The organism is Alistipes dispar (assembly GCF_006542685.1).
GTDB lineage: Bacteria > Bacteroidota > Bacteroidia > Bacteroidales > Rikenellaceae > Alistipes > Alistipes dispar.
Genome location: NZ_AP019736.1, coordinates 1448543 through 1469374, shown reverse-complemented (window position 1 = coordinate 1469374; position 20832 = coordinate 1448543). Strand labels below are relative to the sequence as shown.

Annotated in this window: 11 protein-coding genes; 3 read left to right on the top strand and 8 right to left on the bottom strand. The window is 61.4% G+C overall.

Translation table 11 applies throughout. The features are described 5' to 3' along the window. Positions 1-39: 39 nt before the first annotated feature. The 7 genes from FME97_RS06200 to FME97_RS06170 form a co-directional block, all read right to left on the bottom strand. Entirely contained in the window at positions 40-1815 is a 1776-nt protein-coding gene (locus tag FME97_RS06200) for a DUF4855 domain-containing protein (protein WP_141428379.1), read from the bottom strand. Positions 1816-1837: 22 nt separating this feature from the next. Continuing rightward, positions 1838-3298 (bottom strand): DUF4855 domain-containing protein, encoded by a 1461-nt coding sequence (locus FME97_RS06195; RefSeq protein ID WP_141428378.1) that lies wholly within the window; start codon positions 3296-3298, stop codon positions 1838-1840. Between the two features lie 43 nt (positions 3299-3341). Continuing rightward, positions 3342-4526, bottom strand: coding sequence for a DUF4855 domain-containing protein (locus tag FME97_RS06190; protein ID WP_232522950.1), 1185 nt, complete (start codon positions 4524-4526; stop codon positions 3342-3344). A 46-nt stretch (positions 4527-4572) separates the two neighbouring features. Next, a complete protein-coding gene (locus FME97_RS06185) occupies positions 4573-5772 on the bottom strand; it encodes a DUF4855 domain-containing protein (protein ID WP_232522949.1) in 1200 nt (399 codons plus the stop codon). Positions 5773-5875: 103 nt separating this feature from the next. Further along, positions 5876-7312 (bottom strand): DUF1735 domain-containing protein, encoded by a 1437-nt coding sequence (locus FME97_RS06180; protein ID WP_141428377.1) that lies wholly within the window; start codon positions 7310-7312, stop codon positions 5876-5878. Positions 7313-7331: 19 nt separating this feature from the next. Next, entirely contained in the window at positions 7332-9344 is a 2013-nt protein-coding gene (locus tag FME97_RS06175; protein WP_141428376.1) for a RagB/SusD family nutrient uptake outer membrane protein, read from the bottom strand. A gap of 15 nt (positions 9345-9359) precedes the next feature. Next, entirely contained in the window at positions 9360-12491 is a 3132-nt protein-coding gene (locus FME97_RS06170) for a SusC/RagA family TonB-linked outer membrane protein (RefSeq protein WP_141428375.1), read from the bottom strand. A gap of 801 nt (positions 12492-13292) precedes the next feature. Here FME97_RS06170 and FME97_RS06165 point away from each other — a divergent pair. After that, entirely contained in the window at positions 13293-15329 is a 2037-nt protein-coding gene (locus FME97_RS06165) for a DUF6259 domain-containing protein (RefSeq protein WP_179954829.1), read from the top strand. Positions 15330-15582: 253 nt separating this feature from the next. Here FME97_RS06165 and FME97_RS06160 read toward each other — a convergent pair whose 3' ends face one another. Next, entirely contained in the window at positions 15583-17529 is a 1947-nt protein-coding gene (locus tag FME97_RS06160; RefSeq protein ID WP_141428374.1) for a hypothetical protein, read from the bottom strand. A gap of 685 nt (positions 17530-18214) precedes the next feature. Here FME97_RS06160 and FME97_RS06155 point away from each other — a divergent pair. Both FME97_RS06155 and FME97_RS06150 read left to right on the top strand, forming a co-directional pair. Beyond that, positions 18215-19744, top strand: a complete 1530-nt coding sequence (locus FME97_RS06155; RefSeq protein WP_141428373.1) for a TolC family protein — start codon at positions 18215-18217, stop codon at positions 19742-19744. 4 nt (positions 19745-19748) lie between these two features. Further along, a complete protein-coding gene (locus FME97_RS06150; RefSeq protein WP_141428372.1) occupies positions 19749-20828 on the top strand; it encodes an efflux RND transporter periplasmic adaptor subunit in 1080 nt (359 codons plus the stop codon). Positions 20829-20832: the final 4 nt, after the last annotated feature.

Sequence of the window (20832 nt, the reverse complement as noted above, 5' to 3'; positions counted from 1 at the left end):
TGTGTCGCGGGCGCATCGCCGTTTCGGAAACCGGAACCGTCAGCGGACGAGTTCGAGGAACAGGTCGGGGCGGTCGGTGGTCAGGAAGTCGATCTGCTGTTCGATCGCCCAGATCATATCGACCGGATGGTTCACCGTCCAGACGTTCGAAACCATCTTGTGCTCCTTCATGTACGCGAGCCACGACGGGTTGCGCAGGTAAACGCCGTGGTTGTAGTCGCCTCCGGCGGCTCCCATCGCCTCCAGCTCCTCGGGCGAGATGTCGCCCCCGAGGTAGAGCACGTCGTTCTTCGGCGCCAGCCGGATCAGCTCCTCCATGGCGTGACGCGAGAAGGTGATGTAGGTCACGCGCTTGGCGAGCCTGTTGTCGTTCACCATCTTCACCGCGGCCTCGGCGGCGGCCGTCTCGGCCTCGGGCGTGGCGTGCGGTTTGAGCTCCAGCACGAGGTGCACGCGGGTCTTCTTCGCCGCCTCGAGGTACTCGGCCAGCGTCGGCATCGTCTCGCCGTTGGCCAGACGGAGCGTCGTCAGCGTGGTCGAAGGGGTCGTCTGCACGTTGTGCCCGTCGTGCACGCCGTCGTGGTTGAGCACCAGCACTCCGTCCGCAGCGCGCCATACGTCGAACTCGACGCCCCAGACGCCCAGCTCGTCGGCCTTGAGCAGCGACGCCACGGAGTTCTGGTCCGAACCCTCGGTCCGCCAGTAGCCGCGGTGGGCCACCACCTGCGTCCTGCACTTGAACGGAAGCCCGTGCTTCATGTAGCGACGCATCCGGATCAGACGGGCCAGACGGTCCATCACGGCCTTGTCCTTCGGATTTTTCGACTCGTCGAGCGTCAGCACGCCGCGGTTACCGCAATAGTAGGCGATGGCCGACGAGTTGAACACGTCGTTCTTCTCGAAACGGTCGATGTAGGCCACCATGCGGTCGTACGACGTATTGGGACGGTCGGCCGAGGCCCTCTCGTCGAACTCGAACTCCATGGCCATGCCGTGCTTGCGGGCGAAGGCGCAGGCGTCGTCGAGACGGCTGTCGGGAATCGAATGGTTGAAGAAGTGGTTGGGCTGCTGGTAGGCGACGTCGAAGCCCAGCGCCTTCCAGTCCTCGGCGCCCTTCGACTGCCAGTAGGGAATCCAGTAGAAGAGCTTGCCCAGCGAGTGAATATACTCGCTGATGGGGACGGTCAGCTGGCCGCAGTAGTTGTTCGTCTCGGCCACCCAGTAGAAGCCCGAGAGCTCCAGATTCCTGTACTTGGCCGCCTTGAACCGCTTCACCAGCTCGTCGATATACCACTTCGTCACGGCCAACTGGTCCTCCTCCTTCGAGAAGTCCATCGCCCGGCCGTTCAGCTCGCCCCAGTCCTTCTGGTCGCGGATGGCCTCGGGAAGTCCCAGCACGATCTGGTGCTTGAAGCCGGGTTTGCCCAGCTCGGCGATCTCCTCCGTGATGCACTGATCGAGTGCCGAGAGCGACTTGCCCTCCTCGAAGATGCGGTCGAGGAGCCATGCCCACTCGCCCTTGCGGGCGTTCAGCTTCTCATAGCCGACGGTGTAGTGGCGGCCCGAACCGTTTTTGAATTCGAGGAACAGGAATCCGTCGAAGAGCCAGTCCTTCGTGCCGTCGGCGAACCGGTGCACGACATAGGGACGGAACTCGTCCGCCGTCCAGTCCAGGCGGTGCGAGCCGCCCTGATAGATAAGCGCCATGTCCTGCACGTCGTCCGCCTTCTGATAGGGCTGTGCCGTGGCGCCGCCGCCGACCGCGACGCAGGCGACCAGCAGCGAGGAAAATCCGAGAGTCTTCAAGGTTTTCATCTTTGAACGAATAGATTAACAATTATTTGCGTAACGGGTTGTCCAGAACGAAACGGCAGAATTCGTGGTAGAGCTTGCGGTCTTCGGCGGCAGCCGACACCGATAGCTCGTAGAGCGTGTTCTGCCCGTGGTAGTAGGCCAGCGGCTTGCGGCCGTAGATGCCGTGCTCTTTGGCGCCGTCCATGTATTCGCGCAGCCGACGGCGGTAAACCTCGCTGCCGGCGGTCTTCTCCAGCAGCGCGTCGTCGAACTCGAACTCCATGGCCAGGTCGTTGGCCTTGATATCCGAGAAGAAGCGCGAAAGGGGTTTCTCGCCCTTGTCGTCCCAGAAGTAGTTGGGCTGCATGTAGGCGTAGTCGATGCCGAATCGCTTCCAGTTCCGGTAGCCGGCCGCCCGGTTGTAGGGAATCCAGCAGAGCGACTCGTTGAGCGCATGAAGGTACTCCGCCACCTCGGGAATCACCTCCTCCCAGCGTTTGAGCTCCGGATTCCAGCCGTCGCCCGGCGTGGCGAGGTCCTCGGAGACGATGTAGAATCCGGCCAGCTCGACATACCGGTAGTCGGCCTCGTCGAACAGCCGCCGCACGGAGTCGATATACCACTTGTAGGCCGCGATGCGGTCCGAAGCCTTCGCGAAGTCCAGCCGCCGGCCGTTCAGCTCGCCCCAATAGGTCGTCGAAGTGTTCGTGTCGGCATACTCCTCGTAGATGATCGGGTCGGGCATCACCATCACGACCTTGCGTTTCCCGGCCGGCGCGCCCAGCCGGGCCGCGGCCTCCCCGACGGCCTCTTCGAGGGCATTGACGCCGTTATCCGGCCCGAACCAGTAGTCGATCAGCTCCTGCCACTGCTCCCGGCCGCCGGAAGTCCGCTTCTGCCCCAGGTTGATCGAGTAGGGAACCATGACGAACTCGATGCAGAGGAAGCTGTCGAAAAGCCAATGCTCTCCGCCCGCCTCGTCGGTATAGGTCACGAAAGGAGCGAAACGCTCCTTGTTCCAGCCGAACGGCGTGCGGTGGGTGCTGCCGCCGTAGCAGAGCACCAGATCCGTGTAGGAGGGGATGCCGTCGCGGGCGCTCTCCCACTCGTAGGGACGCGGTCCGGCATATTCGGTCACGAACTGCACGACCTGCATCCCGCTGTATCCGCCCGCATCGTCGCACGCCACGGCGAAGACCGTATAGGTGGTCATCGGCGTAAGGCCGCCAATCGTCACCCGCTCCTCCGCGTATTTCGTCCCCTGCGCGGCGACCTCCGCGCCTGTCAGGGCCTTCTTGTCCTCGGTGGCCATGCACACCATGCGCACATGGGTCGCATTGAGCCATTTGATTCCGAGCGTCACCGACTCTCCGTCGGACGACTCGATCACCAGGCTCATCGCGGGCTTTTTCCCTCCGCCGGACGAGCCGTCATCATCCCCGTTGCTGCAACATACGAAAGAAAGCGCGCACAGCAGCGGCATCACAATCCAGGAACGTATCATCTTGTCTTTTTATCGTTTTTATCGTTTATGACCTCGGCTATCTCTATTTCGACCGCAGCGGATTCCCGACCACGAAACGGCAGAACTCGTGGAACAGCTCCCGGTCCACCGGATCGTCCGACACCCAGAGGTCGTAGAGCGCATTGCTGCCCTGATAGTAGGCGATCGGACGGCTGCCGTAGATGCCGTACTGCTTCGCGCCCCGCATGTAGTCGCGCAGGCGCGCCCGGTAGGCGTCGCTGTTCTCGCGGGCATTGAGGATCGACGCCTCGAATTCGAACTCGATGCTCGTCCCCGCGCGGTTGATCCACCGGCATACGTCGTCCATGTCGTTCTCCGGTTTCCAGTAATGGTTGGGTTGCAGGTAAACCTGGTCGAAGCCGAAGTCGCGCCAGTCGTCGTACCCGCGGGCGTCGTAGTAGGGAATCCAAATGAACGAGTAGTTCAGCCCATGCAGGTAGTCGGCGATCTGCGGCAGCAGCACGTCCGAACGGGTCAGATGGTAGCTGTACTCGGTATCCTCGGGCTGGGCGGCGGTTTCGCGCAGCCAGTAGAATCCCGCCAGCTCGACGTTTTCGTACTTCCCGCGGGCGAACGCCTCGCGGACCGTGTCGATATACCACCGGCAGGCGGCCATGCGGTCTTCGGTGCGGATGAAGTCGAGACGGCGGCCGTCGATCTCGCCCCAGTAGGTCGTCGAGGTCATCGGATCGATCCAATGATGGTAGATGATCGGATCGGGAATGACGATGAAGACGCGGCGTTTGACGGGCGCCTCGCCCAGCCGCTCCTCGGCCGCTCCGACGGCCTTGTCCAGCGCATCGACGCAGTTGCCCCGGGCGAAATAGTAGTCGATCAGCTCCTGCCACTGCTCCTTTCCGGCGGCGAGGCCCTGATCGCGCAGCACGCCCGTCATGTAGGTGTAGTTGCGTTTGTCGGGACGGTCCATGTCCTGCGATTCGAGGAAGATGAACCCGTCGAAAAGCCACTGTTCGCGGCCCTGCTCATCGACATAGGTGACATAGGGTTCGAACCGCCTCTCGTCCCACAGATAGGGGTTGCGGTGGTGGCTGTTGCCGTAGCACAGCACGGCGTCGGAGGCCGTCGGCCGTCCGGCGCGCCGCTCCCACGGATAGGTCCCGGCGCGCGGCCCGGCCTCAGCCGGAAGCGCGGGACACGCCGCAGCCAGAAGGAGCGCTGCGAGGATGGATTTGCGAATCATGTTCATTGTCAATCGTTTGCCTTGTTTGCCTGAATCTGCGGGAATTCGCCGGTCACTCGGCCCGCTCCCCGCGCAGCGGATTTCCGACGATGAAACGGCAGAGCTCGTGGAACAGCTCCCGGTCCTCCGCGTCGGGCGAGGCCCAGAGATCATAGAACCCGTTGGTTCCGTGGTAGTAGGCGATCGGGCGGCTGCCATAGACGCCCGTCTCCTTCGCATGGCGCATGTAGGCGCGGAAACGCTCGCGGAAGGCTTCGCTGCCCTCGCGTCCGGCGAGCAGCGTCGGCTCGAACTCCAGCTCCAGCCCCACGCCCAGCTCCCCGATCCGGCGGAACACGTCGTCCATGTCGTTCTGCGGCTTCCAGTAGTAGTTGGGTTGCAGATAGACCTGATCGAAGCCGAACGACCGCCAGGCGTCGTAGCCGCGCGAACCGTAGTAGGGAATCCAGTCGAGCGAGCAGTTCAGCCCGTGCAGGTATTCGGCGATATGCGGAAGCATGATGTCCGAACGGGTCAGGTGGTAGCTGTACTCGGTGTCCTGCGGCCGCGTCACGATCTCGCGGATCCAGTAGAATCCCGCCAGCTCGACGTGCTCGTATCCGCCCGCCGCGAACCGCTCCCGCACGGAGTCGATATACCACTTGCAGGCCGCGATGCGGTCCTCGTTCCGGCTGAAATCGAGCTTCCGCCCGTCCAGCTCGCCCCAATAGACGGTCGTCGCCGTCGTGTCGGCGTACATCCGGTGGATCACAGGGTCGGGCAGCATCACGACGACGCGCCGCCTGGTCGGAGCCCTGCCGATACGCCGCTCGGCTTCGGCCACGCTTTTGTCGAGCGCGTCGATGCAGTTGCCCTCGGCGAAGAAGTAGTCGATCAGTTCCTGCCACTGCTCCTTCCCGGCAGCCGGAGCGTTCCGGTTGCCCGTCTCGAAGGCGTAGGTCCGGCCGTCGGGGCGGGAGGCATCCACGAACTCCAGAAAGATAAACCCGTCGAAGAGCCACTGCTCGCGGCCTTCCTCGTCGGTATAGGTGACATAGGGAGCCAGCCGCTTCCCGTCCCAGAGGAACGGCGTGCGGTGGTGGCTGCCGCCGTAGCACAATACGGCATCGGTGGTTACAGGCCGTTCGCGGCGGCCCTTCTCCCAGGCGCAGCGTTTTTCCCCGGCCGGAGCGGCGGAGCGCTTCACGGTTGCGCATCCCACCGTTGCGGCCGCAACGACTGCAAGGGCCATCGTTTTGAAGAATCCATACATCGGTCTGTCGAAATTTTCGGTTTCACAATTAATCCCGCCGTGAAACTCGGAAACATTTCACGACGGGATCAATCAACTAACAATCAAGCGTCTAACGGCTTCATCAGAGTCCGACACCCCAAACATCCCCGAGTTTTCCTCGATTTTGGAGAGCCACCGGTTCGCACTTGACGATCACGAATTTCAGGTAACGGCCGGCAGCCATCTTCTGAACGGGATAGTCATAGACCTTCGTCACACCCACGGTTCCGGGAGGCGTGTAGATGCCGTCCCAGTCGCGCATGCCGCTGGCCACGAGCGTCCATTCGGTCTTGTCGCCGTTGTACTCCTCGGCCAGGTAGATTTCATAGTCCAGATAAGCGCCCTGGCTGTCGGTCGTGTCCTCGATCTTGAAGTAGGAGACCAGATGCGCCGCACCCATGTCCGCTACAATGGTGATGGGATAGGTATTCGGAGTCACCCACCAAGGAATCCACGAGTCGCCGCCGGTCGAAGCGCCGTTGAACAGGTTGCTGGTCACATAGCCATTGATCCATGCGGCATTGGGATCGCGGCCCGGGTCGTTCGCATAGCAGATCTCCTCGCCTTCGAGAATCGTCCACGGCTCGGCATCCGTACCCCGGAATTCCTTGTTCACTACCGGAATATAAACCACGTCGCCACCTTTGGTGATGACGGTTCCGTCCGAGACGGCCGAAATGCGCACGGGAATCAGCACGCCCGCATCCAGTTTATCGACGTTCTCGAGCAGCTTGTCGGGATTGAGCTGGCAGCCGAACGCGGCCGAAGATTCGCCGGCAGCGATCACCGACGATGCGGCAACGGTCGAAGCGAAGCCTGCGGGAGCAGCCAGATAGGAGGTTCCGTTGGCCTTGTTGTAGGCATCGACGAGGCTGGCGTCCGTATCCACGGCATATTTCACCTCCACGTCCATCGTCGGAACGGTCGTGCTCAGCTTGACATTGCCGTTATAAATGAACGTCCCGTTCTTCACGGTCGTGGCCTCGTCGGTCGAAAGCTCCATCGAGACCTTTGCGATCTCCAGGTGCAGCAGCATCAGGCCGCGGTCTTCGGACACGGGCACGTCGTTCGACGACGAGGTGAGCTGGATCGGAATCACGTAATCCGTATAGGCGTCGAGCGCCGTCACGTCGGACATCTTCCACGTAAGGCCGGCGAACTTGCGGACCTCCTTCTCCGAGAAGCGGAGCTCGGTCGCGGTGAACTGATAGCAGTTCGACGGCAGCAACTCGTAATTCGTGCCGTTCGCCTCGTTGAAGGCGTCGAGCGCGCTCTCGGAAGCCTCGATGCGGACCGTGGTCCCCGAAAGGCCCTTGCCGTTCTTTACGACGGGAAATTCGTATTTCTCATTGTAGACCGGCGTGGAAACATATCCCTTGTTCTCCGCCCACGTTCCGTCGGAATCGACGAACGAAACGCTGTCGTCCACCATGAAGTTGTTGCGTTCGTCCGTGCAGGCGCCCATAGCGGCCGGTACGACCAAGGCGGCGAGCAACAATTTCCAAATATTGATTTTCATAATCGTTCAGGCGTTTTTATTAATGTCCTAAATTCTGGGTCATATTGACCATCTCGGCCAGCGTACCCGAGTAGATCGGGCAGAGGTAGTCCTTGTCGCGGAAGACGTTGTCCTCGATGGCGATTTCGCCCGTCACGCGCTGGTAGGACTCCTCGTAGGTCGTGGCCGAGCAGTGCAGCGAGTACCACGGACCGGGATACTCCTCCTTGGCCTCCATCCAGCGGCAGGCGTCGTAGTGACGGTGCGCCTCGAAGGCGAACTCCACGCCGCGCTCCTTGTGAATGCACCAGCGGAGCAGCTCCTTGTCGTTCTCGATACCGGGATAAGCCTCCTCGATATTGTTCAGGCCGGCGCGGTTGCGCACCTTGTTCAGGTACTCGATCGCCGACGCGGCGTCGCGCTCGGGCTTCTCGTTGCAGGCCTCGGCGTAGTTCAGGTAGATCTCCGCCATGCGGAATGCCGGATAAACCCACTTGAGAGAGGTCACCGGAGTATATTCCGTACTCGTGTCGAACCACAGACCGGCCGGATAGGCGCGGCGGAAGGCATAGCCCACGCGGATACAGTTCGACGAAGCGCTCCACGGCGAAGTGGCCGACGTGCTGTTGAAGCAGGTGAAGAGCTTGTTCTTGCCCTGGTGCGGCCAGTAGAAACCGTTGGGAACCATCGTGGCGTAGAAACGCGGGTCGCGGTCGATGCAGGTGTTGTGGGCCTTGATCGCAGGACGCCACTCGGGATAGAGCGGATCGACATACTGCTTGTAGCCCTCGGTGAATCCGTCCGTCTTGTAACCCGACAGCGGATCGACGATCGGCTTCGACATGTCGTTCCGGCCCTCGTAACCCTTCACCGGATAACGGCCCGTACTCCACATCGGGTAGGAATCGGCCAGCTTGAGCGAGGGGGCCGTACCGCCGAAACCGGCGTAGAAGCCGAAGTTGGGCGGAAGCGCGGGAATCATCGTACCGCCGACACCGCCCATATAGTCGTAGCCGGTCGTAGCATTCGAATACTTGTTGGAAGTGCGCCACCACCATCCCCAGATGGTCTCGCTGCTCCAGGTCCCGTCGTTCTGCCATACGAGTTCATAGGACTTCATGGCGTTCAGGAACTTCGCGTCTTCGTCGGTGATGGTCGTACCGTTGGCCACGATGGACTTGTCCTCGATAAGCGAATACTTGTTCATCTGAATCACGTCCCATGCGGCATCGGCGGCCTTCTGCCACTTCTCGGGATCCTCCTGCTGCGGGAAGAGGTAATCGCCGTTCATGTTCTTCATCTGGCCCTTGTAGATATCGGCGCCGTTGTAGAGCGGCGAGGCGGCGTAGAGCAGCACGCGCGAACGCAGCGCCAGCGCGGCGCCCTTCGTGGCGCGGCCCGTCCACGTCGAGGGATCGATGGTGGGAATCTCCGTAAGATCCGTCGGAAGGATCTGGGCGACGTCCCACAGCTCCGACTCGATGAACTCGATATTCTGATCGACGGTGTGGCGGTCGATCGTCTTCGGGTCGATCTGCTCGTCGGGCGTCTGGTCGAACCAGAGGAAGACCGGGCCGTACTGACGGAAGAGGCAGAAGTAGTAGTAGGCGCGCAGGAAGCGGGCCTCGGCCTTCATCATCTCGATCTCTTTCGGGTCGTCCTGCTTGTCCTTGTCGATATTGTTCAAGAAGATCGTACACTGGTTGATCGCGATATAGAACCGATCCCAGAAACCGAAATTAGCTAATCCATTCGGAGTCGAACTCGAATAATTACCCGTCCTGTAAAGGTTGTAATACACCCACTGGTAGTTCGAGTACGTCGCCTCGTCCGAGCGGGCCACTGCCCAAGCACCAGCACTGCCAACAATTTCCTCCTCAAGCGGAATGTAGGAGTAGATATGACGCAGGTAGCTATGTACCGTATTGGACTGGCTGAAGACGTCGTCGAGGTTCGCCTGGTCGTCCAGCTCCACTTCGAAATACGAATCGCAGGAAGTCAGCGAAAAGGCGCACATCAACACCGACGCTGCCAATATTTTCAGGTATTTCATGGTCTTGTCTGATTTTTAGAAGTTAAGGTTTACACCGAGCGTCACGGTCCGCACCGTCGGATACTGGTTGCCGTAGTCGGCCTCCAGCTCGGGATCCCACAGGTCGAAATCGCTGAACGTAAGCAGGTTCACGCCCTGGAGATAGAAGCGGACGGTCGAAAGGCCGGCCTTCTTGGTCCATGCTTTGGGAAGCGTATAGCCGATCTCGGCGTTCTTCAGACGCAGGAAGCTCATGTCGCGCTGCCAGTAGGTCGATTTCTGGAGGTTGTTCTCCATGCGGGTCGTGGACATGCGCGGATACTTCGCGTTCGGGTCGGGGTTGGCAAGCGACCAGCGGTTCTTGGCCACGTCGGCGAAGATCTGTCCCTGGCGAATGTAGTTCGAGGCGCCTCCGTAGAGGTTGTAGCCGCCGATGATGCGGGTCACGTGGCCCACGCCCGAGAAGAACACCGAAACGTCGAGGCCCTTCCAGCCGAGGCTCACGCCGAAGCCGTAGTTGATCTCAGGAACCGTCGTATAGCCGATGGCCACCTGGTCGAACGTATTGACCACGCCGTCGCCGTTGATGTCGCGGTACTTGATGTCACCCACGCGGACGGTTCCGAAATCCTGCTTGGGCGAATTGGCGATGTCCTCCTCCGATTCGAACAGCCCCTCGGCGATCAGACCGAACTGTTGGTTGTTGGCGAAGCCGGCCTTGTTCTGATACTTCCAGATCTGGTCCGGTTTGTCGTCGTAGAGCTTCTTCGTCCGGTTGTAGGTGAAGTTACCGCGGGCCGAGATCCAAAGATCCTTGTTGATATTCTTGTCGAACTCGAGCGACATGTCGAAGCCCTGGTTGCGCATCCGTCCGAGGTTCACGTACTGCTGCACGCGCGTACCGACCACCGAAGGCTGCGACTCGCGCTGGATGAAGATGCCCTCGCGCTTCTCGTAGAAGTAGTCGGCCTGGATGCGGAGCATGTCGTAGAGTCCCAGCTCGATGCCGACGTCGGCCTTCGTAGCCTCCTCCCACGTCACATCCGGGTTGCCGTAGTCCTTCGTCGTGATACCGTTCAACGGAGGCGTATGCGACGCCGGGGCGTTGGTTCCGAAGTTGAAGCCGTAAGCACCGGTCTCCAGCGTCGTGTTGTAGGCGAAACGACGGCCGCCGCCGATCTGGTCGTTACCGATCGTACCGTACGAAGCGCGGATTTTCAGAATGTTGATCTTGTCGCGCAGCGGCTCCCAGAACGACTCGTTGCTGATCATGTAACCGATGGCATACGAGGGGAAGAAACCGAAGCGCTTGCCCGGGGCGAAGTTCTCCGAACCGTTGTAACCGAAGTTGAACTCGGCGAAGTACTTGTCGCGGAAGGCGTAGGTCACGCGGCCGGCGATACCGATATTCCGGTAGGGCCACGCCTCCAGATAGGAGGTCGGACGCAGCATGCTCTTGCTGCGCATGTTGAACAGGAACAGGGCGCCCACGCGGTGATCGTCGGCGAATACGCGGTCGTAGGTGGCCGACGCCTCGAAGTTGATCGTCGTCCAGCCCTTGGGATAGACGTAATCGAGGCTCATGTAACCCGTTCCGGTCACGATCTGGTCGAACATCAGATTGCCCTGATCGTCGCGGCCGGTCGCATGGTACTGGTTGGGGTTGTACTTGCGGGTGATGCTGTTGTTGCTGTCGATATCCCACGAGAACTTGGCGTTCACCTTCAGGCCCTCGGTGATGATGTCCGAGAAGTCCTGCGTCAGCGAGATGAGCGACTGGGCCATCGTCCGGTTGTCCTTCGTGTAGCCCTGGTAGTTGAGCATGTTATAGACGTTCACCGCGCCGCCGCCCTCGGGAGGAACCGCCAGCGTGCCGTCCGAATAGATCGTCGGGTTCGAAATCGGCGTCGTGCGCATCGCATAGGCGTAGAAATCGTTGTTCACGTCGGAATTCACGCCGCCGGGTTTGTTCTTGCTGGTGTACTGCGTCGAAAGCGAAAGGCCCAGCTCGGTCGATTTGGTGATGTTGATGTCAATGTTCGAACGGAAGCTGAAGCGGTTGAAGTTCATCTGGGCGTTGTAATTGTTGTTGTCGGCCATGTTGAACATACCGCCCTCCGTATAGTAGGAACCGCCCACGTAGTAGCGGACGTTCTTGTTACCGCCCGACGCGCTGACATTCACGCGGCCGGTCATCGCCAGATTCTTGTAGATGGCGTCCATCCAGTCCACGTTCGGATAGAGGTCGGGATCGGCGCCGCTCAGGTACATTTGCTTCTGATAGTCGTCGATCGGCTTGATCGAACCCTCCTCGTAGGTGGAGATTTCGTTGTAGTAGTCGATCCACTGCTCGGCATTGGCCATCTCGGGGACCTTCACCGGCTGCGTGAGGCCGAACTCGGCCTTGACGCTGACCTTGGCGGCCCCTTCCGAACCGCGCTTGGTGGTGATGAGCACGATACCGTTCGCACCGCGCACACCGTAGAGCGCCGTGGCCGTAGCGTCCTTCAGAATCGAAAGCGACGCGATGTCGTCCACGTCCACGAGGTCCATTTCGCGCTCGATACCGTCCACGAGAATCAGCGGCTTGTTGTTCTCGCCGAAGGTGTTCACGCCGCGGATCCAGAAATCGGCGCTCTTGCCCGGCTCGCCCGAACGCTGCATCACGACGACACCGGCCAGCTTACCGGCCAGGTTCGACGAGAGCTGTCCCGACTGCACCCGCAGTTCGTCGGTGTCGATCGTGTTGATGGCGCCGATGATACTCTCCTTGCGCTGCTTGCCGTAGGCCACGACCGTCACGGTTTCCAGCTCGGAAACCTGCGGCTTGAGCTGGACGGTGATATTGGTCTGGGCGCCCACCGTGATCTCCTGCGTCTCGTAACCCAGATAGGAGATCTGGAGCACGTCGGCCGCGGCGACCTCGAATTCGAACGAGCCGTCCACGTCGGTCGTAACGCCCCGCGTACTGCCCTTGACAACGATGGAAGCACCCGGAATTCCGGCTCCCGTCTCATCCAACACCTTGCCTGTCAAGGCAAATCTCCCCCCCCCTTGCGGAGCGGGCGTCGGTGCGTCCATGCCGCTTTCCAGCGCGGAAAGGTCGGGATTCGCGCTCAATTCCGTGACGGACATCAGCCCCAACAACAGCACGAATGACCGGAACATCGTCTTACAAAGATACTTTTGTATAATCCTTGTCATATTTCCTCATTTATTACTTAATAAAAGTTTGTGCAGCCCGTGCGGCACGTCGTTCCGTACCGGCGGTTCCGTACAAGTTCGATTTTATCCCATAAGGATTTGCGGAATTTAGAATTTCAGAGAAGTGTCACATTTAGGTCCGATCCGTTTCATTCAATCATAGGCGCAGTTTTTTAGGTGGTTGATAATTATAGGTTTATACGATAGTAATATCCGCACGGAGGACCGAACGGCCGAAAGGGTCCATCCGGGAAAATACAGGTGTCATTCCAGGGTTCTTTCATTCGGTTTCGGTTAAAAGTATTTACTATTTCAAAAGCAAATATAGCAATAAAATTATTATACAAAACATTTTTGATAATTATTTTTTGTTAAGATTCCCGCGAGGGGGGGGATTTCGGTGCTCCGGGAAACTAAGCGATTGAGAATAAACGAAATAAAACCGGATCATTCCGAAAATGTTTTTCGGACGAATCGGGCCTTTTCTTTCGAAACAAAAGACCCGTTCTCTGCAAAACACGCTCCGACAGGGCTTTGAATCCCCGATTCCGCCGGAAAAACCGTTTCCGCCCCGTTTTTGCACTTCCGAAGCCGAAGCCGCCGGTCATTGAAAAGTTTTTACTGGTTTCGGTTTGTACGGGTAAATAATTTTACTTAAATTTGTCCGACCGGTAAAAAAAGCGGCCGCAGGATCGCACGGACGAAGGACTGCCGTGCCCCGAACGTCCGGAAATACCGGAAACACCCGAAACAACTACACCCGTTATGATCCAGAAAATCCGTATGCTGTCGGCCGGGCTGCTCCTGCTCGCCGCGCAGACCTTCGCACAGGGCACGACCCGTGCGACCCGCTCCGGCGACAATTACACGCTTTCGAACGGCGCCGTGGAGGCCGTGTTCAGCGGACAGGGCCGGTTCGACATCGAGAAACTGACCCTCAACGGCAAATCGGTGCTCGGCGCGGGCGCCAACCTCGCCCCGTGGATACTATATTATAAAGGACCGCAGGGCGAGAATCCCTGCCTGATGCCCGAACACGCCGCCTACGACGGAGCGGCAATCCGCGACGACGACGACGGCAAGACGCTGGTGTTCACCTGGCAGCTCACGCTGGACTACTCCACCGAACGCTACCCCGTGCGCATGTACGTCTCGCTGCCCGACGGCAGCGAACTGCTGCGCTGGAACATCGAGGCCGACCTGCCCGAAGGGTGGATGGTGACCGACCTCGAATTTCCCCGCATAGCGATCGACCGCCCCGCCGGCGGCAAGGTGCTGACCACGGAGGGCTGGGGCGTGGAGAAACCGCTCGACATCGCCACCTTCGAGGCGCGCTACCCGTCGCACGCCTCGTCCATGCAGTTCATCGTCGTACACAACCCCGAAGGGGCCTTCTACTACGGCACGGAGGACCGCCGGGGCTGCGGCAAGACCTACTCGGCGCAGTGCACGCGCGACGAGGTGATCTTCAGCGACGCCATCCCCGCCTCGGCCGGATGGATCGACGAGGGCACGTTCCGCCTGCCGTGGGAGTCGGTCGCAGGCTTCGCGCCGAAGGGCTGGGAGGACGCCGTGGTGCGCTGGTACCGCCCCTTCACCTACACGACCGAATGGGGCGGCAAGACGCTCGCCTCGCGCGACATCCCGCAGTGGTGCTACGACGCCGACGCCTGGATCCGCGCCCGCCACGTGGCCGACGACACGCTGGACGCCGTCCGCCGCGCCGCCGCACTCTTCGGCAAGGGGCTGGGCATCCACTGGTACTACTGGCACAACCACCCCTACGACACCCACTACCCCGACTACTTCCCGGCGCAGCCGCGCTTCGCCGAGATGATCCGCACGGCCCAAAGCCTCGGGGCGCATGTCACGCCCTACATCAACGGCCGGCTCTGGGATCCCTCGGCCGACAGCTACAAACCCGACCGCGGCTGCGACGCCTCGTGCCGCAAGCCCGACGGGACGCTCTACACGGAGATTTATCCCACCTCGAAGGTGCTCAACACGGTGACGTGCCCCTCGACGGATATCTGGCACGGCAAGATCATCGGACTGGTGGACCGTCTCCAGCGGGAACTGGGCGTGGACGGCATCTACATCGACCAGATCGCGGCGGCGGCCCCCGAACCGTGCTGGAACGAGAACCACCCCCACCCGGTCGGCGGCGGCGACTTCTGGTACGACGGCTACCGGCGTCTGATCGGCAAGATCCGCGACGGACACCTGCAGGAGGGCCGTATTCTGACCAGCGAGGAGAACTCGGAGTGCTACATCGACCTGTTCGACATGCTGCTGGTGGTGAACACGCCCCACAATGCCGAAAACTGCACGATCCGCCCCGTTTTCCCGATGGTCTATTCCGACCGCGTCATCACCAGCGGCTTCACCTACACCCCGCTCTCCACCGACCTGATGACCAACGGCGACTTCCGCTACGAAATGACCAAAGCCCTTCTCTGGGGGTCGCAGCCGGGCTGGGTGGACCCCCGCTACCTCATGTCGAAGGAGGCCGAACGGGAGGCGCGCTTCCTGAAAACGCTCATGGATTTCCGCCGCGGGCTGCACGACGTCCTCTACGGCGGACGGTTCCTCCGCGAACTCACCCCGGCGGGCGACAACCCGACGATGCACGCCCCGGGCTTCGGCGACGACGCGGCCGTGCTGGCCTCCGAATGGCAGGCGCCCGACGGGCGGCGGGTCTATCTCGTGATCAACCGCGACGACAAGGCGCACAAGGTGTCGCTGCCCGGCGCAGGCACGTTCAGGATCAACGGACTGTCGGGCAAACGCATCGACCTCTGACCCGGGCCGGAAAAGCCGCATCCCGGAAACACGCTTCGCCCCTGCCGCAACGATCCGCGGCGGGGGCGGATGTTTTCCGCTCCGGCCATCCCGCGGTCCGGGCCGACAGCAACGGCCGCCCGACGCTCCGCCTGAAACGGGAAGCGTCCCCGGACCGGAAATGCCGCGACGAAGAACGCCGCGGCAAGAAATACGCCGCCGGAGACGGAGCGCCAGGGAACGACAGCCGCGGCCACGGGAAATCTGGGCCGCCTCACCACCAGACCTGCCGGCCGTCCTCGTAGGTGAAAATCCGTTCGTCCTTGCCTTTGGAGTGGTTCTTCAACAGCAGCAAGGCATTCCCGGGAACCTCCTCGTACCGCAGTTCGTGGGTCCTGTCCCCGATCCGCTGGCCGAGCGAGACGAACTCCCCGTCGCGGCAGCAGAACAGCTCGTAAAGCTCGCCCGCCTGGATGAAATTGTCGTCGTTGCGCGGCAGGAACATGACGCTGCCCAACGTCTGAGGCGTATCGAAAGCCATTCCGCCCCAGCACCGGGACTCCCGGGGTGCATTGAAATAGGTCAGCGGGTCGCCGTCGAAGAGCTTGTACTTGTCGTTGCCCAGATTCCAGTAGCTCCCCTCCGTGCCGATGATCCGTCCGACGAGTTTCCGGCCCGAGGGATCGTAAAAACCGATCTCCGACATGCTGACGAACGCCCCGGGAGGCGACAGGTAGCGGATATACCGGAACCGGATGCTGTCGCCCAACTCGGCGTAATAAGGGTGTATCTCCGTCACTTCGGGCGTGACATAGACCGTCCGGGCATCGCTGAAGTCCGGCCGGTCGGCGACCTGGAATTTTCCGTTCTTCACCCGGTTGAGGATGAACGGTTCGTTGTAGAAAACCGGGTACTTCCGCTTCAGCGTGACGGCCCGCAGTCCGCCGTCCGGCCGGCGGACCGTCACCACGCCCTCCTTCGAGACCGTCAGCGGATCGGCCGCCGGACGAAGCTGCCCGTCGTGGTAATAGACCGCCAGATAGGCGCATCCCTTCTCGACACGGCGGAACGTCGCCCGCCCGCGCCGGATCCGGCTCCACGCCACCGGAACCCACCGGTGGTTGTCGAACACGGCCAGGTAGGCGAACCGCTTCTTCTCCGCGGCGGGAATCGTCAGGTCCACCGTCAGGTCGATACCGTCGAAGTAGAGTTCCGACACGTCTTCGAAGAACGGCGCGAGGAATGCGGAGGGAATCCCCTCCTCCAGCGCCCCGCGCCGGTTGGGAAGGCTCCCGGGCTGAAAACGGAACGTCCTGCGGTAGGCCTTGCCCATCCGTTCGTGCGCCCGGGTCTCGAAATGATCGCCGAAACCCGGGTCGCTCATGCCGAAGCAACAGAGCGCCGTGTCGATCCGCAGCGCGTTCCAGCTATGGGTCTGACTTCTGTTGGCCCACTGGATGATGTAGTCGTAATCGACGGGCAATCCCACGCTCCGCAGCGCATAGGTGGCAATGCAGGTGATCTCGGGACAGGCTCCGCCCGCCGCCCGCAGGTAATCCGACGGACGCAGCTCGAGTTTCATCGTCGTCTCGTCGATCACCTCGTAGTCCATCCCCCGGAGGGTGTCCTTCAACGCCTTCGCGGCGGCGTACCGGTCCGCGCCGGCCTCCTCCAGCGAACGGATCGTCCCGGCGAGGAACTCGCGGTAGGCCGGCATCCAGTCCTCCGCCTGCTCGTTCCCGATCCGGTAGGGCAGCACCTTCTCGCAGAACTCGTCGAAGGAGAGGTCCCGGCACCACGGGTATCCGAACACTTCGAAGGCGTGGTCGATGTGCCGGATCAGAAAACCGCGGTCGAGCGTCGCCGCATCGAACTCGGGCCGGATGCCGCCCGCCCCGTCGAAAGCCCGGGCCGCCCGCCGCCGCAACTCCTGCCTCGCAACCGTCCTGTCGCAGAACAGCGAGTCGTAATAGGCACGGAAACGTTCCATCCCCGGACCTCCGTAACCGTAATGCAGCGGCATGTTCTCGATCAGGAAGCGGGCCGCGCGGTATTTGAGCGAGTCGGCCTCGTCCGCAGCGTAATGCCGCAGCACCGCCTCCAGCTCCGGACGGTTGTCTCCGGCCAGACGCAATGCCGTCTCCAGCGCGGAGTCGCGGCAGGAGACCAGAAGCAGCCCCGGAAGCAGGGTCATGAAGATCGAACGGATCGTGTTTCGCATAAGACAGACGAATTCGGCGTTACGGTACGACAAGCGACGGATGCGTGCGAAGGCCGAAAGGCGGCGACGCCCGATCCGTCCGAGAGTCAAATTATTTATTTTAAGCCCAATATACGAATTTTTTACGGACATTTCGTTCCCGAAGCCGATTTTTTCATCGACGGACCGGAATAAGGATCAAAAAAAGCGAATATACGCACCCCGAAGGTTCCGGATTTTACGACAGGCGCTCCCGAATGCCGTTTCCGATGGAAATCCGGAGGCAAAACCCGGGATGATACAGCCTGTTTCCGATGATTTTCGCGGACATTTCGTTATACGGAGGATTCCGGAATCCGGAATATTTCGTTTTTTAATAAAAAATACGAATATTTTTTATACAAAGCGGTCCGACCATTTGCGCATTTCCATTTTTTTACTTAATTTTGATAAAAAGATTTTCTTCCGAAACGATTCCGGTATGCACGATCCGAAACACGAACCGCCCCTCCCCGCCGACTTTCGGCGCCGGTTCCGCCCGGGTTCCGGAGCGAAAGCGGAACGGGACGGAAGCGGGCACGCAGCGCATTTTCCCGAAATCGTTCCGGATCCGCCGGAATCCGTATCCACAATACGCGCCTCCCGATCCGCGTCTCCGGCCTCCGCCCCGACCCAGAACCAACCCAACGCCTAACCTTCGATCGCTATGATACCGGGAATCCTACGGAAAACTTCGGCCCTGCTGGCGGGATTCGCGCTGCTCGCCGCCCCGGCGCTGTCGCAGAACACGACGCCCGCACCTGCGGAAACCCGCCGGCTGCACGTGGAGCTGACGCTCGAGGAGGCCATCCGCGCCGCCCAGGAGCAGTCCATCGCCGCCATGGTGGCCAAATACACCTTCCTCTCGTCCTACTGGTCCTTCCGCTCGTTCAGGGCCAGCCGCCTGCCGTCGCTCAACCTGTCGGGCGAGGTGCTGAGCTTCGACCGTTCGCTGCGCCTGCTGCAGGACTACGACACGGGCGAAATGCGCTATCTGGAGAACTACAACCTGCAAAACACGATCGGCCTCTCGATCCGCCAGAACATCGCCCTCACGGGCGGCACGCTGCAACTCTACTCGTCGCTCAACCGGCTGGACCAGTTCGCCCCCAAAGATTCGAAATCCTACTACTCGCAGCCCATTACGCTCTCCTACACCCAGCCGCTCTTCGCCTACAACCAGTTCAAGTGGGACAAGAAGATCGCACCCAAGGAGTACGAGCTGGCCAAACGCACCTACATCGAGGCGATGGAGGACGTGACGACGCAGGCCGTGAGCTACTACTTCGCCCTGCTGCTGAGCAAGACCCGGCATGAAATCGCCGTCAAGAACTACGACAACACCAAGGCGCTCTACGCCATCGCCGAGAAGCGGCTCAAGCTGGGCAGCATCACGCACGACGAGCTGCTGCAGCTCCAGCTGCGAATGCTCAACGACAGTCTCTCGATCAACGACACTTCGCTCGAAGTCCGCGAGCAGCAGATGCGCTTCAACTCCTATCTGCGCTACAACGAGAACGTGGAGGTCGCCCCGGTGCTCGACGACCGCATTCCGGCCATCGACATCGACTATGCCATGGTGCTCGACAAGGCGCTGGAGAACTCGTCGTTCGACATCGGCAACCAGATCCAGATGCTCAACGCCGAGTCCGACATCGCGCGGGCCAGGGCCGAGCGGGGCGCTTCGGCCACGCTCAACGCCCGCTTCGGCCTCTCGCAGACCGGCGAGGAGTTCCGCACGGCCTACTCGAACCTGCTCGACCAGGAGGTCGTCGGACTCCAGTTTTCCATCCCGATCTTCGACTGGGGCATGGGCAAGGGCCGCGTCCGCATGGCCAGGGCGAAAGCCGAGATCGTCCGCAACCGGATCGAACAGGAGGAGATCGACTACCGCCACGAGATCTACACGCTCATCGAGCAGTTCCTCAACCAGCGCAACCAGTGCGCCGTGGCCGGCCGGGCCCTCGAGGTCGCCGAACGCCGCTACTCCATCGCGCTGGAGAACTTCCGGCGGGGAACCGTCTCGGTGACGGACATGAACACGGCCCAGACCGAGAAGGACCAGGCCAACCAGACCTACGTCTCGGCGCTGGCCGACTTCTGGAACTACTACTACTCGCTGCGCCGCAAGACGCTCTACGACTTCATCTCCCGGACCGACATCAACGCGGAGTTCGACAAACTCATCAACGAATAACCCTATGGACCGATACCTCCTTCCAGCACTCCTCTGCGCCGCCCTGCTGCCGGGCTGCGGCGGACCGAAAAGCGAAAAGACGGACGACGGCGACGACCGCATCCGCCACCGGATCGAATACAACGCCGTCGAGGTGGACACGCTGCGGCTGCGGAGTTTCACGCGCGAGCTGATAAGCAACGGACGGCTGCTGGCCGCACGCCGCAGCACGCTGTCGTTCCCCGTGGCGGGGACCATCGCCGAAATCCGGGCGAAGAACGGTTCGGGCGTCCGGGCCGGCGAACCGATCGCCCGGCTCGACACGGGCGAATACGCTCTTCAACTGCGCAAGGCGCAGCTTTCGCTGGAGAAGGCGCGGATGGAGTTCTACGACGTGCTGGTGGGCCAGGGCTACGCGCTGGGCGACACGCTCTCGCCGCCGGCCGAGGTCGTCCGGCTGGCCCGCATCCGCTCGGGATACGCCGACGCCGAAGCCTCGGTCGCCGGCGCCCGGCGCAGCCTGGAGCAGTGCACGCTGCGCGCCCCCTTCTCCGGAAAGGTCGCCGACGTGGCCCAGCAGGTCTATGAAAAGTCGGCGGGCGAATTCTGCACGCTGCTCGACGACACCCGGCTCAACGTCCGCTTCACGGTGCTCGAATCGGAGGTCGGGCTGCTCCGTCCGGGGCAGGAGATCGCCGTCAGCCCCTTCGCCGACCTGCACAGGGAGGTCAGGGGCCGCATCGTCGCCGTCAATCCCTCGATCGACGCGCACGGGCAGGTGCAGATCGACGCCGAAGTGTCCAACGACGGCTCGCTCGTGGACGGCATGAACGTCCGCGTGGCCGTCCGGCAGCAGGTGGCCGACCGGCTGGTCGTGCCCAAGAGCGCCGTGGTCATCCGCGACAACGAGGAGGTGCTCTTCCGCTTCCGCGACGGCAAGGCGCTGTGGACCTACGTCCACACGTCGCTGGCCAACAGCAGGGAGTACGCCGTCGAGGCGAACACGGAGCGCGGCGCCGATCTCTCGCCGGGCGACATCGTCATCGTCTCGGGCAACCTGAACCTGGCCGACGGGTCGGAGGTCACGATCGACGCAACCCGCTAAACCG